This window comes from Paenarthrobacter sp. NPDC018779, assembly GCF_044391085.1.
Taxonomy (GTDB): domain Bacteria; phylum Actinomycetota; class Actinomycetes; order Actinomycetales; family Micrococcaceae; genus Arthrobacter.
In genome coordinates this window covers 20,880-34,579 of record NZ_JBIRZS010000008.1, presented here as the reverse complement: position 1 = coordinate 34,579, position 13,700 = coordinate 20,880, and the positions used below count along the sequence as shown (strand labels likewise).

Sequence of the window (13,700 nt, the reverse complement as noted above, 5' to 3'; positions counted from 1 at the left end):
GGCCCGGCCGCAGTGCTTGGGTCAATTGCTGGATGACTTGGTTCCGCTTGGAGTGGCAAGACTCGTTTTGGAAAGCGATGAATCCCTTGAGCGATCAGACCGACGCTTCATCGCCCATCACTTGAGGTCACTTCACTCCGGGAGTGCCCTGCAATATACGCACAACCGAGCCTATGAGGAACCCTTGTTGTGGGTCAGCGACGCCGTGGCTTGGTGTCAGCAGAAGGGGGGAGACTGGATCAGGAAGTCGGCCCCTTTGGTACAGCGCGTTGTCGACTGCACGCCTTAAACAACGCGGGTCCGGCTCGTCATACCATCCGGAAGACTGCCAGACCCACTTCTCAGGGCTAATGCCCGTTGCAAGCTCTATCCTACCCCAGCTGCCTCCGCAGCAGGCAGAACTCGTTGCCCTCGGGGTCCTGCAGCACATGCCAGTGTTCGTCGCCGGTCTGCCCGACGTCGGCGGGCCGGGCTCCGAGGGCCAGCAGACGTTCCAGCTCGGCTGCTTGGTCCCGGTCCACAGGGTTGACGTCGATGTGGAGGGGCAGTCTCCCCGTGCGCGGGTTATTGCTCGGGCTCAGGATGATGGTTGGCTGAAGTCCACCGAAGCCCGCCTCCGGTGGGCCGATTTCGATGGCACCGTCCTCCCGGTCGAGTTCGACGTAGCCAAGGACGTCGCTCCAGAACCTGGCAAGGAGTTCGGGGTCGTGGCAGTTCAGGACCAGTTCACTGATTCGGCAGGACATGGAAGCCAGTGTAGCCAGGCGGACTCCATGTCTGATGAGGTTGTTCCCACATTCTCAGCGAAGCAGCAGGTAAAACACGATTGCGAGCCCGGGAATCAGCGCCTGTCCAATGGCGCTTGTGAGCAAACTCTTCTCCGTGACCCAAAGCCAGAAACCGAGGAACACGTGGCTTGCGCAGCAGAACAGGACGATTGACGTTCCACCGGCTGTGCTGCCCGAGTTCACCATCCACAAGCCGACAGCCAAACCGACTCCGAACACGATGTTGTAGGCACCCACGTTCATGGCCCACATCCGAACGGCCCGGACATCCTCCGGTTTGATCAGGAAGATCCGGTGGAAGCGTTGATCGCCGTGAAAGAAGACCTCAAGTACTCCGACGCCAATCAGCGTCAGGGCGGTAACTCCGGCAAGAATCTGACTCACGAGGTTCATGAGCGTCCTCCAGGCCATGTCCGATCCGGCTGTTTCCGTGAAGGATACGCCCGCAGGGAATGGCCCTCAAGAACCCGGGAAAAGAGAAGGCCAGGCCCCACGCATCGCGCGGGGCCTGGCCTTCGGAACGGGGAACTAGCAGCCCTCGAAGTCGCTCAGCACTTTCACCTTGGCGGCGGACCCGGAAGCGGGGTCGAACGCGTACCCGATCCATTCCTTGGCCAGGCGGCGTGCCAGTTCGACGCCCACAACGCGCTGGCCCATGGTGAGCACCTGGCAGTCGTTGGACAGGATGGAGCGTTCCACGGAGAACGAGTCGTGCGCCGCGGTGGCGCGGATGCCCGGGACCTTGTTGGCGGCGATGGCCACGCCGATTCCGGTGCCGCAGAAGAGGATGGCGCGGTCCGCCTTGCCGTCGCGGATCATTTCACCTGCCGCGATGCCCACGTAGGGGTAGGGCTTGGTGAAGTCTTCATCGTCACGGTGGACTCCGATGTCGATCACTTCGGTGATCCGTGAATCGGCCTGGAGGTCCGCGAGGATCCGGTCCTTGTAGTCAACGCCGGCTTCGTCGGCGCCCACGATGATGCGCATGGTCATACTCCTAGTTGATGGCGGCAGTTGCGTGAACTGCGGTGAAGAGGGGTCCGACGGCGGCAAACACCATGGCGAGCGATGTCGCCCCGGGGTCCGGAGTGCCGATGCTCTTCTCGGCGAGGGGACGGGCGCGGCCCTTGAGCGGCCGGAGGTCGGCGGTTGCGGCGGCCGCGTCGGCTGAGGCGGCCGCAGCTGTTGCCCAGGCTTCGGAAACAGGTGATCCCGAGGCCACGGCGGATGTCAGGGAGGAAGTGAAGGGCAGCAATGAGTCCACCATGGTCTTGTCCCCGATCTCCGCCTTTCCGAGTCCCGTGATCCGGTCTGCGAAGGCCTGAACCGCTTGGGCGAGGTCGTCCGGCGTCGGGCTTTGCTCATTGCCCAGCCGCTCGCCAAAGGCGCGCAGCCCGGCACCCCAGAGGACACCCGACGTTCCGCCGGCCTTGTCGGCCCACGCGTCGCCGCCGGCGATCAGCACGGAACCAGCACCGGCGCCTGCAGCAAAGGCCGCGGCTGCGGCCTCAAGGGCGGCGGCCGATCCGCGGACCATGCCACGTCCGTGGTCACCGTCGCCCGCGATGGCGTCCATGTCGCCCAGCATCGACTCGGAGTCGCGGAGCAAGCCCGCGGTGGTCTCCAGCGCCGCGAGGCATTGGCCTGCGTAGGCGCGTGATTCCTCTGTGGAGGAGTAGTCGGCCGTGTCCACAGCAGCAGCTTCGTCCACAGCGTCTTCGGCAGCAGTGACGGCAAACCCGACGGAGCCGCGGCGGTACGCCGGGGTCAGGGCCGGAGCCGTCCAGTACTCTTCAAGCTCTTCGTCCAGCCAGGTCAGCGTCAGCGAAACCCCGGCCATGTCCAAAGACGTCACCAGTTCGCCAACTTCGGGCATCACCAGCGTGTACCCGGCTTCGCGAAGCAGCGGAGCCACCGTGCGCCACAGGACAAAGAGTTCCTCGTTCTTGGTGGAGCCGAGTCCATTGAGGATCACGGCGACGCGGCCCGGCGCGCCAGCGGGGGCTTCGGCCAGTACGCGGCGGACCAGTTCGTTGCCGAGTTCGACGGCGGTGGGCAGCTCGGTGTCGAACAGTCCCGGTTCGCCGTGGATGCCCAGGCCCAGGCCCATGTGTCCCTCGGGAAGACTGAAGAGCGGCTGGTCAGCACCCGGGAAGGTGCAGCCACTGAAGGCGGTCCCGATGGTGCGGGTGTGATCGTTGGCTTTCCGTCCCAGCCGGACCACTGATTCCAGGTCCTGCCCGGCTTCGGCAGCGGCACCCATGACCTTGAAGACCACGAAGTCACCGGCAATTCCGCGGCGCTTCTCGATCTCGGACAAGGGAGCGCTGGCAATGTCGTCCGTGACCAGCACGTTCTCCGCACGGATTCCCTCGGCATTCAACCTTTCGCTGGCCATGCCGAAGTTCAGGACATCTCCGGCGTAGTTGCCGTAAGTGAAGACGACGCCTGCGCCGGAGTTGGCTGCCTTGGCCACGGAGTACGCCTGCTGGGTAGAGGGGGAGGTGAAGATGTTTCCCACCACGGCACCGTCAGCGAAGCCCGGGCCGATGATTCCGGCGAATGCGGGGTAGTGGCCGGAACCGCCGCCGGTGATGACGGCGACCTTCGGCGTGGAGGGCCTGTTGCGGCGGACCGCGCCGCCCTCGACCTGGCGGACAAGGTCCGAGTGGGCGTCGCAGAAACCAGCGAGGGCTTCGTCGGCGAAGTCGGCGGGATCGTTGAAGATTCTGGTCATGGTGGGTCCTGGTTCTGGAGTCCGGGTGAGGGGAGTGCGGACTAGTGGATGTGGCTGCCGCCGTTGATGTCAATGGTGGTGCCCGTGAGGTACGCGGAGTCCTCGGAGGAGAGGAAGGTGATGACTGCGGCAACTTCTTCGGTGGTGGCGTTGCGGCCCAGCGGGATGCCTGCGTTGATGGCGTCTTCCTGCTCCTGCGTGCTGCCGACCCGGATGTTGGTGTCCACGGCGCCGGGGGTGATGGCGTTGACGGTCACGCCGGTTTCGCCGATTTCACGGGCCAGGGCCTTGGTGAAGCCGAGGATCGCGGCCTTGGCTGCGGAGTAGGGAACCTTGCCGAAGACGCCGCCGCCACGCTGGGCCGAGACGGAGGACATGTTGACGATGCGGCCCCAGCCGTTGGCGATCATGTCCGGCAGGAAGGCCTTGGTGACCAGGTACGTGCCGGTGGCGTTGACGTCCATGACCTTGTGCCACAGCTCAAGCGTGGTTTCCAGGAACGGGACGGGGGAGGTGATGCCGGCGATGTTCGCCAGGGCGCCCACAACCGGCAGGTTTCCGGCGGCAACTTCAGCGGCAACGGCAGCCTGTGCCTTGGTGACGGAAGCTTCGTCGGCCACGTTGATTTCGTAGCCGAAGGCGGGGACGTTGAACTCGTTGGCGATCTCGGCGGCAACCTTGGCGGACTTCTCGCCGTCGAGGTCCAGGATGGCGATGCCCCAGCCCTGGGCTGCGTAGCGGCGGGCGGTGGTGAGGCCGATGCCGCGCTCGGAGGTTGCTCCGGTGAGGACGGCGGTGCGCTGGATGGTGGACATGATGCTCCTTGGGTGGTTTGAAGGGGTACTAGATGAGGTCTGAGATGAAGCTGCCGGCCTTGGCGGTGGCGGCCGGGCGCTCGTCGTGCGTGACGTCGCGGGTTTCAAGTTCCAGCGAGAAGTGGCCGGTGTAGCCGGCATCCCGGAGCTTGGAGAGGCCGCCGGCGAAGTCCGCCTGGCCGTTGCCGATGCTGAGGTTGATGTTCCCGGGCCCGGTTTCGGTTGCGGGAACGGCGTCCCGCAGGTGGACGTGCTTGATGCGCCCGCCGAACCGGTCAACGAAGTCAACGGGGTCGCCGCCGGAGGCAACGATGTGGCTGAAGTCCATGACGATTCCGACGTCGGAACCGGCCAGGCGGTCTGCGAGCAGCTGAGCACGTTCCGTGTTCCAGCAAAGCCGGAAGTAGTGGAGGGACTCCGTCCACAACTCCACTCCAAATTCCGCAGCCCGTTCGGCCGCATGGATCAACTGCGCAGCGACGGTTTCGATGTCTTCCTCGAGGCTCTTGACGGGCTCGTGGTCGATCGCACCGCAGGGGAGAACCAACGCTTTCGCGCCGGTCTTTGCCGCGAGGCTGAGCAGCATCTCGAGGTGACGTTCGCGCTTTCGCCAGGCGTCGGCGTCGAGCGTTGCGTTCAGGTCCCCGATGTCGCCGTTGACCGAGCGGACACGCATTCCCGAGTCAATAACGACGGCGGCAACCGCCTCTACTGCCTCGGCGTCCAGGACGTAGGGCACATGGTCACAGACGCCGGGGAGTGCCCCGAGGTCAATTTCCTCGAAACCCAGGCCGCCCATGGTTTCCAAGGCTGTTGCCAAGTCCTGGTGGCGAAAGCTGATCGAAGAACAGCCAAGTCGGTGATGGAACATCGTCGTTGATCCTCAAGTCGTGCGGTCCTCGCCGGAGAGGGCCTGTAGTGATGCAAACCACGTTACAGTCGTTAACTGTCAACAGTCAACCTTTGGAGTTGACTGTTGACAATGCTGGTGGTGTCGGTCACAGTTGACGTATTATGTTGACTGTCGACAGTGAGGTTGCGGAGAAGCGCCCCACTCTTCGAAAGGGAAATAAGCAATGAGCAATGAAGCTCTGACCATGCGTGGTCCGGTTCATGGAACCAAAGAAGCTAAGCGCGTCGCCGTAGGATCCGGCGTTGGCGCAGTCATTGAAACCTACGACTTCATCGGTTTCGGCACCGCTGCCGCACTGTACTTCGGTACGGCGTTCTTCCCGGGCGCCGACCCGGTGACTGGTACGTTGGCCTCGTTCGCGACCCTCGGCGTCGGCTTCGCGGCCCGCCCGCTCGGCGGCATCATTGGCGGCCACCTTGGCGACAAGCTCGGCCGCAAGCCCGTCCTGGTTGCCTCCCTGATCCTCATGGGCCTGGCGACGTTCGCCATCGGCCTGCTTCCCACCTACCAGCAGGTGGGCCTCCTGGCGCCGGCACTCCTGGTGATCGTCCGCGTTATCCAGGGCCTGGCCTTCGGTGCGGAGTGGGGTGGCGCGATCCTCATGAGCTACGAACACGCACCGTGGCGCAAGAAGGGGCAATTCACTGGCATTGTGCAGGCCGGCTTCCCCGTGGGACTGCTGCTTGCCAACCTCGTCTTCCTGAGCAGCGTCGGCCTGGGCAGCGAGTGGGCGTGGCGCGTTCCGTTCTTGGCCAGCATTGTCCTGGTGGCCGTTGGCCTGATCATCCGCTCCAAGGTTCCTGAATCCCCGGTGTTCGAGGACGTCAAGACCAAGGGTGACATCGTCAAGTCCCCGATCGTCGAAGTCATCAAGACCGACTGGCGCAACATCGTCCGCGGCATCGGCCTCCGCATCGCCGAAACCGCCGGCTACGCAGTCTCCGTGACGTACATGATTTCCTACCTGCACAGCACCAAGCTCGCCGACAAGACCCAGACCCTGGTTGCCCTCTGCATCGCCGCCGCCATTGGTATCTTCGCCACCTACGCCTGGGGCAAGCTGACGGACAAGGTAGGCCGCCGTCCGGTCTACATCTGGTCCACCGCCTTCGCAGTGGTCTTCGGCATCCCGATGTTCCTCCTGGTCAACACCGGCCTGTTCATCTTCATCATCGCCACCATCGTGATCGCCTACGCTGTGTGCCAGAACTCCCTCGCCGGCGCCCAGGGTGCTTGGTTCCCAGAGCTGTTCCAGGCCAAGACCCGGTCCTCGGGAGCCTCGCTCGCCTACCAGATCTCCGCCATGGTTTCCGGCTTCACGCCGTTCATCACCACCCTGCTGTTCGTCAGCTTCGGATGGGTGGGCCCGGCCGCCCTGTTCAGCATCTACGGTGCGATTGGCCTCTGGGCTGCTGTCGTCACCAAGGAAACCTGGGGCAAGCGCGAGCGTCAGCTCGCCGAAGAAGCTGCCAACAACACGCCCCATTCGGTATCCGCCTAAGCACCCACACGACGTCGGGCGCGCTCTCCCCATCGGACCGCGCCCGTCTCCGGAAGGAAACCAGTGACTCTCACTCCAGTCGAAACGGCCGCCCCCGCTGCGGAACGCGTGGACCGCATCAGCGCCGCCGCCTACCGAATCCGCCACCACGCCTTGAACATGGGCGAGGTGCAGGGCCAGGGATACGTCGGCCAGGCCCTGGGCGCAGCGGACATGCTCGCTTCTGTCTACTCCGACCAACTCAGCTTCCGGGCCGAGGACCCGCATTGGGAAGGCCGGGACCGGTTCCTGCTCTCTACGGGCCACTACGCGATCGGCCACTACGCGGCGTTGGCCGAGGCCGGCATTGTGCCAGTGGCCGAGCTTGAGACCTACGGCTCGGATGATTCCCGCCTTCCGATGTCCGGCATGTCCACCTACACCCCGGGCATGGAAATTTCCGGCGGTTCGCTGGGCCACGGCCTGACGATCGCCGTGGGTATGGCCCTCGGGTTGCGGGCGCAGGGTTCTGCTTCCCGGGTCATCAATTTCCTCTCCGACGGTGAACTCGACGAAGGTTCCACGTGGGAGGCAGCCATGGGCGCGCACCACCACCAGCTCGGAAACCTGACGGCGATGGTGGACATCAACGCCCTCCAGGCCGACGGCGCCACGAACACGGTGCTGCGCACCGAACCTGTGACGGAGAAGTGGGAATCGTTCGGCTGGTACACCCAGCGGGTGGACGGGAACGACGTCGGTGCGCTGCTGGCTGCGTTCGACAACATCGCCGGGCGCCGGGCTGCTTCGGGCGCTTCCGGCCAGCCGTCGGTGATCCTGTGCGACACGAAAGTGGGGCGCGGGGTGCCGTTGCTGGAGGCCCGCGAGAAAGCGCACTTCATGCGCATCGAAGAACACGAATGGCAGATCTGCCGTGAGCAGCTGACCGCTGGATACGAAGGGACGGCCACGGCATGAGCTCAGTGACAACAACCACGACGGCGGCAGGCCCGGCCGCGGGCGCTTCGGCTTCGGCTGGGAAGCCAAAGCTGAAGACCTCTGCGATGATCGCCTCGTTCGCGGATCCCGGCCAGAAGACCACCTCCGCACCGTTCGGACACGCCTTGGTGGCCGCGGCCGAGGCCAATCCCAAGATCGTTGGCTTGACCGCGGACCTGGGTAAGTACACGGACATGCATATCTTTGCCAAGGCCTTTCCGGAACGATTCTTCCAGATGGGCATGGCCGAGCAACTGCTCTTCGGTGCTGCTGCCGGCATGGCCGAGACCGGCTTGGTCCCGTTCGCCTCCACCTACTCCGTGTTCGCCGCTCGACGTGCCTACGACTTCCTGTGCCTGGACATCGCCGAGCCGAACCTCAACGTCAACATCGTGGGCGGACTGCCCGGTCTCACCACCGGCTACGGCCCCAGCCACCAGGCCACCGAGGACATGGCGATCTTCCGCGGCATGCCTAACCTGACCATCGTGGACCCCTGTGACTCCGTGGACATTGAGCAGGCCGTTCCCCAACTGGCCGCGTCCGATGGACCCACGTACCTGCGCTTGCTGCGTGGGAACGTGCCCACCGTCCTGGACGAGTACGATTACACGTTCGAACTCGGCAAAGCCAAAGTCCTGCGCGGCGGCAACGACGTGGTGTTTGTCTCCTCCGGGCTGATGACCATGCGCGCCCTGCAGGCGGCAGACGCCTTGGCCAAGCACAACGTGGACGTGGCCGTGGTGCACACCCCCACCATCAAGCCCTTCGACTCCGCCACCGTGCTGGCCGAACTCAACACCGACCGGCTCGCCGTCACCCTGGAGAACCACACCGTAGTTGGCGGTCTGTTCGAAACTGTTGCCTCCGCCGTCGTAAGCGCGGGCCTCGGCAAACGCGTGGTACCCATCGCGCTCCCGGACCAGTTCCTCGACGCCGGTGCGCTGCCCACACTCCATGAACGTTACGGTCTCTCCGTGGACCGCATCGTCGCCAAGGTCCTGGCGGAACTCGCCTGACCGCGAAAGTCACAAGCACGGGGCGCGGAACCGGCGATACTGCCGGTACCGCGCCCCTGCCCGTAGTATCGACAGTTAACACCGGACTGTCGGCTGTTGCCCGAAGATATTGAGGAAAGATCATGGCCCTTGGCGCATCCCTCCTGGGACTGGAGAAGAAGAGCCTTCGCGAGCAGGCACTCATCGCTCTAAGGGGTGCCATTACCTGCGGCGAGCTGGAACCCGGGCGGCATCTTGTGGAGACCGAGCTGTCCGACATGCTCCAGATCAGCCGGGGAACACTTCGCGAAGCCCTCCGCCAGCTTGAACAGGAAGGCCTGGTTTCCGCCGGAGCACGCGGACGCCTTTCCGTCCGCCACCTGGACGTGAAGGAGATCCGGGACATCTTTTCCGTCCGGGGGGTCCTCGAATCGCTGGCCGCCCGCACGCTCAGCGACATGCCTGACAAGGAAGCGGCCCTCAGGGAACTGCGAGAGGCCGTGGAGGCCATGGGCAAGGCGAGTGAATCCTCCTTGGAAGAGCAGATCGAGGCTGACCTTGAATTCCACCGCACGCTGTGCCGCCTCTCCGGCAACGAGACCCTGCTGCACCAGTGGGAGTCTTTGGAAGGCTCCATCCGCATGTCCATCATGTTCGCCGGGGTGGAACGGGCCACGGGGAACATGAGTGTTGGCAGGCACTACGACATCGTTGCGGCGATCGAGACGGGCAACGCTGCGAAGGCACGCGAAACGATCATCTCGCACATGGACGGTGCTGCAGAAAACCTGGTGGGATAGCCTGGCCGAACTGTTGGCCCACCACTGAGAGAGTGCGCTAACCGCCACTGAGGAGCGTTGAGGCGAAGGCTAGTTTGTCCGGGTGCCAGTTCAACGCCCACCTTCCCCCATCGCCGAAAACCCGTCCTCTGACTCACCTTCACCGGGACCCGACGCAGAGCCGGCCGAGCGTCCCGACGTCGACTTCGTCCACAGAAATCCCATCCTGGCCAGCGCAGTCGCCTGGGAGTGGAAGAGGCGTGCCACCACCGTCACGTTGGGCGGAATCCACACGTCCTGGTCCTCGCTGCTCCTGCAGGATCCCCTCGAAGCCGCCTTGTGGGTGGTCCTGGACGCATATGCGGATGACCTCGTTCCGCTGCCGCTCAAAGTGCGGTCCCTGACTGCTGCCGGACGCCGCTGCTTGGTACTTGGCCAGGTGACCCCCTCCCAACGGGCAGCGCTGTCCGCTGAAGGAGCCGTCGCCATCCTCGACCCGGACAGCACGGCGGCGGAGATTCCCCGCCTGATTGAAGCCGTGGTCCTTGGATCAACCCGGCCCCTGGTTCCCCAGCCAAGCGTCGGCAAGGAACTGACGGACAGGGAAATCCAAGTACTGGAGCTCTATGCCCGCCGACGTGCGCTCACCGCATCGGCCTTGGCCCAAGCCTTGGGTCTCAGGACCACCACTGTGCGCGGACATCTGGCACGTGGACGGAAGAAGCTCACGGACGCCGGTCTGCGTTGCGTCACCAGGGGAGAGCTGGCCAAGGCCCTCCAAGACATTGGCTACAGCATCACGGACAACCAGTGGCACGCCGTTGGACGGTGGTAGCCGGCTGGGGCATGGCACCACTGAGGAGGCCGGCAGTAAACACTGAGCCGGGATGCCTTGGCCACGGAGATAACCGGTGCCGGTGCCGGGCAATTGCTTCAAGCCGCGTGCTCACCGCAGGGTGGCGCGGTACCGGCGGCTCACCGCTGCCCGGCTGGTCCGCGGGCCTATCCCCAACTTGCGTCGAACCGATGCGAGGTGGTTCCGCAGGGTGGCATCGGCGATGCCCAGCCGTCTTGCCACCTCCATGCGCGGGAGCTCCTGGGCGTCCAGAAGGTAGGCGTCCGCGGCAATTTCCTCAGCCGCCGTCAAAGCGATGCATTCACGACCGGAGTCGGGGTCGAACGGCAGGTGCGTGCCGTCGTCGGAAATGCTTTTGACCGCACTGAGCAGCACCTGGAGCGTTGCCGTCTCGGGCACGTAGCCGCGCACTCCCAGATTCATGAGGCCCAAGACGCGTGAACTGTGCAGGACGCCGCCGTAAACGAGCACCCGTTTGCCGGCCTGCACTAAATCGCTGACGCTTCCTTCCAGGTCCGGCATGGCGCCGTCTGCTACCACCACGCTTCCCGGCATCCTGGACTGCAGCGAGACCGTGGCCCAATGCACCAGCGACGTGAACTGACGGTTATTGCTGATGACCCGGAGGCGCGAGCCCTGGGTGGCCTTGCTCAGTTTCTGGGAACGGAAATTCGCCCAGTGGGATTCAACAGGGTTTGTCATGGCTGTCCTTAACCTTCCAGTACGGCGTTGAGCCGGTTTGTCTCTTGATCCGGGAAACCTCCCACAGCACCCACACGGGACTCCTCCGGCATCCCCTGCACCAGGTCTGCGAGTTGCTTCCGTGTTGTGGAGTCCGTTTTGCGTAAAGCATTGGAGATGTGGCTTTCCACCGTGCGGATGCTGATCCCCAAGTGCTCGGCGATGTCCTGGTTGCTTTGCTGGCCCGCGACCATCGCCACCTCGATCTCCCGCACTGTGAGGGAGGAACCGGGTGCTTCTGAGCAGAAGTCGAAGAGGGCACCGGTTGGTCGGAACCTGGCGCTGAAATCCTTGGCGGCCCGGGCGAGTTCACGTGATATGTCCGGTTCCCCGCTTAGTTGCCACCGTTGAGCGGCTCCTCGCAGAACCATGCAGATGTGGTACGTGTCTGCATCCGGCACGTAGGTGTCCAGAACGTGCCGGAGCCGCACCACGTCGCCTTCAATGGCAGCATCTGCGGCGGCAAGGAGTTGGTCATGGACGGCCAGTCCCCGTTCTCGCAGGATGCCCTTGAGCAGGTCCCGGACCCGGGGGCCGGGCAGCAGCCCTAAGGCGAAAATGCCGGTGTGCACGGCTTCGAAGACGAACCCGCGGGCCAAGGCCTTCGACACGAGACGACTGGCCAGCTGGTCGAAGGACTTTGCGCTGACGGGACGGCTGGCGGCCAGGTCCAGCAGGCCCGTACCCACTCCGGGGAGGGGGCCGACGTCGGGGGCTTTTGCCGGGGTGCCCTCGGTGCCGCCGCCATCCCCAGCGCGTAAGGAGGACAAACGCAGCATGGCGTCGTGCAAGGAATTCAGGAGGGGGCTGGGTGTGCCGAAGGAAAAGGACCGCCCCATCAGATACTCGGCTTCGTCGAACAAGCCGTAGTTCTGCAGGGACAGGGCAGCGAGGTAGCTCTGGCTCACCAGGGTGAATTGGTCGATCTCCTGCATCGCCTTCTGTCGCGAGGCAAGCGCCAGGATCAGGGACTCCTCGACACGTCCGCTCGCGAACAGGGCCAACCCGCGGATGAAGGTTTCGAAGCGTTGGAGTTCGTCCGGCATGTCGCCCGCAGCGATGCTGGTCAGGGCTGCCCCAGGTTTGAGGCTGTACAGCTCCAGGATTCCTTTGATGATGGCAAAGGCGCCCCCTGGCAGTCCTGGTTCCGGATCGGGGATGGTCACCTTGCCGTCTGCGGCGCACGATGCCTCAAGGAAGCTGATGAATGCTTCGGCTTCCGGGCGCAGGCGGGGCTCCCTGGACGCCGTGGTGCGGAGAAGTGCTACGCCTCCTTTGAGGTCGCCCCTAGCGGTGTACATCCACCAGGCCTGGGTCATGGTGAAGAAAAACAGCTCCCCCGCCGTGCCGGACTCCATGTCGGTCCGGCTGAAGACTTCCTGGACCCGTTCGGGATCCACCGGCGCTCCCCAGTAGCAGGCCAGAAGCGGCACCGCGTTGGCCAGGTTCCGTTGGTGCTCCCATGCCGAGAAGTGGTCTCTCTCCATGGCCTCGGAGCGCTGCTGGAAATAGCGGTTCGTGGCCGCATGGTTACCGTTCATTTCCGCGCGGATGGCGGCCACTGCGGCGGGCAGGCGGTTGGTGGGTGCCTCGGCAAGGGCGTGGCTGCCAACTCTTCCCGTCAGGGTGCTTTGAAGAACCCTCCTGGACCCAACGGCGCGTGCTGCGAGGTAGTCGTCCAGCAGGGGCGGGAAGACTGTGGCCACAGGAGTGCCGTCCGGGCCGCTGACCACCGAAATCAGTCCGCCAACCTCCAGATCGTCCAAGGCATCTTCGCCCACCGTTGCTACGAGTTGGCTGACGGGTGTGGGTCCGAGCAACGACATCTTGTGGAGTGCGCGGAGCTGGTGGGTCCGCAGGCCCTGAAGCAGGGCTTCGAGCGCGCCGTACAGGTGTTCATTCATCAAACCGGCACCGGGCATGGACCAGCGGCCGTTCTTGAGCAACAGGCCTCCACTGAGGACGGAGCTTTCTACGAGACGAACGGCCAGGCGCAAATTGCCGCCCGACTTGGTGAGGACATGGGCCGCGACATCCACCTCAGCCGGAGCCCCGAGAATCTTCGCGATGAGCTTGTTGATCTGTCCAAATCCGAGCGCGGGGAGAGCCACTGATGCTTCGGGAAGACAGGCCAACAGGCCGGCAGGTGCTGTGGGATGGAGAGGATTGTCATTCACGGTGATGACCAGAGGCACGTTGGCGCGGGACCGCAGAATGTTCACTACGGCCAGTGATTCCCGGTCAAGGTTGCCGACGTCGTCGATCACCATCACGCGGGCCCCGGTCCGGGCAAACTGGGCCGAAAGGTAGTCCGAGACACCGAGGATTCCGATGGTCCGGGAATTGAAGTCGAGTCCCAGGGACAAGACACCGGCGAAGGGCACGGCGGCCAGCGCGGGAGTGCCGAACATGGTGAAGACTTCAACACCGTCTTCCTCAAGCCGGGCAACCAGGGACCTTACGAGAGTGGACTTGCCGCTCCCGGGGGCGCCCACGATCCTGACACCCAAGCCCTTGGCCACGTATCCCAGAACACGATCAATTGTGTGGTTATGCAATGCCCGCTCTCCGACTGCATGGTGCTGCTTTCCTGC

Annotated in this window: 13 protein-coding genes; 5 read left to right on the top strand and 8 right to left on the bottom strand. The window is 64.3% G+C overall.

Translation table 11 applies throughout. The features are described from left to right. Positions 1 to 371 precede the first annotated feature (371 nt). From ACH488_RS10840 to ACH488_RS10815, 6 genes are all read right to left on the bottom strand, one after another. Entirely contained in the window at positions 372 to 746 is a 375-nt protein-coding gene (locus ACH488_RS10840) for a VOC family protein (protein WP_397324134.1), read from the bottom strand. A gap of 54 nt (positions 747 to 800) precedes the next feature. Beyond that, positions 801 to 1,181, bottom strand: a complete 381-nt coding sequence (locus ACH488_RS10835; protein ID WP_397324133.1) for a DUF1304 family protein — start codon at positions 1,179 to 1,181, stop codon at positions 801 to 803. Positions 1,182 to 1,316: 135 nt separating this feature from the next. Then, complete coding sequence (locus tag ACH488_RS10830) at positions 1,317 to 1,775, bottom strand: ribose-5-phosphate isomerase (protein ID WP_397324132.1); 459 nt, start codon at positions 1,773 to 1,775, stop codon at positions 1,317 to 1,319. 10 nt (positions 1,776 to 1,785) lie between these two features. Further along, positions 1,786 to 3,525, bottom strand: a complete 1,740-nt coding sequence (locus ACH488_RS10825; protein WP_397324131.1) for a dihydroxyacetone kinase family protein — start codon at positions 3,523 to 3,525, stop codon at positions 1,786 to 1,788. A 41-nt stretch (positions 3,526 to 3,566) separates the two neighbouring features. Then, positions 3,567 to 4,340 (bottom strand): SDR family NAD(P)-dependent oxidoreductase, encoded by a 774-nt coding sequence (locus ACH488_RS10820; RefSeq protein WP_397324129.1) that lies wholly within the window; start codon positions 4,338 to 4,340, stop codon positions 3,567 to 3,569. Between the two features lie 28 nt (positions 4,341 to 4,368). Then, entirely contained in the window at positions 4,369 to 5,211 is an 843-nt protein-coding gene (locus tag ACH488_RS10815; protein WP_397324128.1) for a sugar phosphate isomerase/epimerase family protein, read from the bottom strand. Between the two features lie 205 nt (positions 5,212 to 5,416). Here ACH488_RS10815 and ACH488_RS10810 point away from each other — a divergent pair, with 205 nt between their 5' ends. The 5 genes from ACH488_RS10810 to ACH488_RS10790 all read left to right on the top strand — a co-directional run bounded on the left by ACH488_RS10810 (position 5,417) and on the right by ACH488_RS10790 (position 10,344). Further along, positions 5,417 to 6,754 carry an MFS transporter gene (locus ACH488_RS10810; RefSeq protein ID WP_397324127.1) on the top strand — a complete coding sequence of 446 codons (1,338 nt, stop codon included), beginning with the start codon at positions 5,417 to 5,419 and terminating at the stop codon, positions 6,752 to 6,754. Positions 6,755 to 6,817: 63 nt separating this feature from the next. After that, positions 6,818 to 7,711, top strand: coding sequence for a transketolase (locus tag ACH488_RS10805; RefSeq protein WP_397324126.1), 894 nt, complete (start codon positions 6,818 to 6,820; stop codon positions 7,709 to 7,711). A gap of 5 nt (positions 7,712 to 7,716) precedes the next feature. Continuing rightward, on the top strand, positions 7,717 to 8,751 hold the full coding sequence (locus ACH488_RS10800; RefSeq protein WP_397324263.1) for a transketolase family protein: 1,035 nt from the start codon (positions 7,717 to 7,719) through the stop codon (positions 8,749 to 8,751). Positions 8,752 to 8,873: 122 nt separating this feature from the next. Next, entirely contained in the window at positions 8,874 to 9,530 is a 657-nt protein-coding gene (locus ACH488_RS10795; protein WP_397324124.1) for a GntR family transcriptional regulator, read from the top strand. An 82-nt stretch (positions 9,531 to 9,612) separates the two neighbouring features. Beyond that, complete coding sequence (locus tag ACH488_RS10790; RefSeq protein ID WP_397324123.1) at positions 9,613 to 10,344, top strand: hypothetical protein; 732 nt, start codon at positions 9,613 to 9,615, stop codon at positions 10,342 to 10,344. Positions 10,345 to 10,455: 111 nt separating this feature from the next. Here ACH488_RS10790 and ACH488_RS10785 read toward each other — a convergent pair whose 3' ends face one another. Both ACH488_RS10785 and ACH488_RS10780 read right to left on the bottom strand, forming a co-directional pair. Next, positions 10,456 to 11,067: a hypothetical protein gene (locus ACH488_RS10785; RefSeq protein ID WP_397324122.1), complete on the bottom strand. Its 612-nt coding sequence runs from the start codon at positions 11,065 to 11,067 to the stop codon at positions 10,456 to 10,458. Between the two features lie 8 nt (positions 11,068 to 11,075). Beyond that, on the bottom strand, positions 11,076 to 13,664 hold the full coding sequence (locus tag ACH488_RS10780; protein WP_397324121.1) for a LuxR C-terminal-related transcriptional regulator: 2,589 nt from the start codon (positions 13,662 to 13,664) through the stop codon (positions 11,076 to 11,078). Positions 13,665 to 13,700: the final 36 nt, after the last annotated feature.

Coding starts and splice junctions, on each gene's coding strand:
- ACH488_RS10810 (WP_397324127.1), top strand. CDS start 5,417: ATGAGCAATGAAGCTCTGACCATGCGTGGTCCGGTTCATGGAACCAAA.
- ACH488_RS10830 (WP_397324132.1), bottom strand. CDS start 1,775: ATGCGCATCATCGTGGGCGCCGACGAAGCCGGCGTTGACTACAAGGAC.
- ACH488_RS10785 (WP_397324122.1), bottom strand. CDS start 11,067: ATGACAAACCCTGTTGAATCCCACTGGGCGAATTTCCGTTCCCAGAAA.
- ACH488_RS10795 (WP_397324124.1), top strand. CDS start 8,874: ATGGCCCTTGGCGCATCCCTCCTGGGACTGGAGAAGAAGAGCCTTCGC.
- ACH488_RS10840 (WP_397324134.1), bottom strand. CDS start 746: ATGTCCTGCCGAATCAGTGAACTGGTCCTGAACTGCCACGACCCCGAA.
- ACH488_RS10820 (WP_397324129.1), bottom strand. CDS start 4,340: ATGTCCACCATCCAGCGCACCGCCGTCCTCACCGGAGCAACCTCCGAG.
- ACH488_RS10825 (WP_397324131.1), bottom strand. CDS start 3,525: ATGACCAGAATCTTCAACGATCCCGCCGACTTCGCCGACGAAGCCCTC.
- ACH488_RS10815 (WP_397324128.1), bottom strand. CDS start 5,211: ATGTTCCATCACCGACTTGGCTGTTCTTCGATCAGCTTTCGCCACCAG.
- ACH488_RS10835 (WP_397324133.1), bottom strand. CDS start 1,181: ATGAACCTCGTGAGTCAGATTCTTGCCGGAGTTACCGCCCTGACGCTG.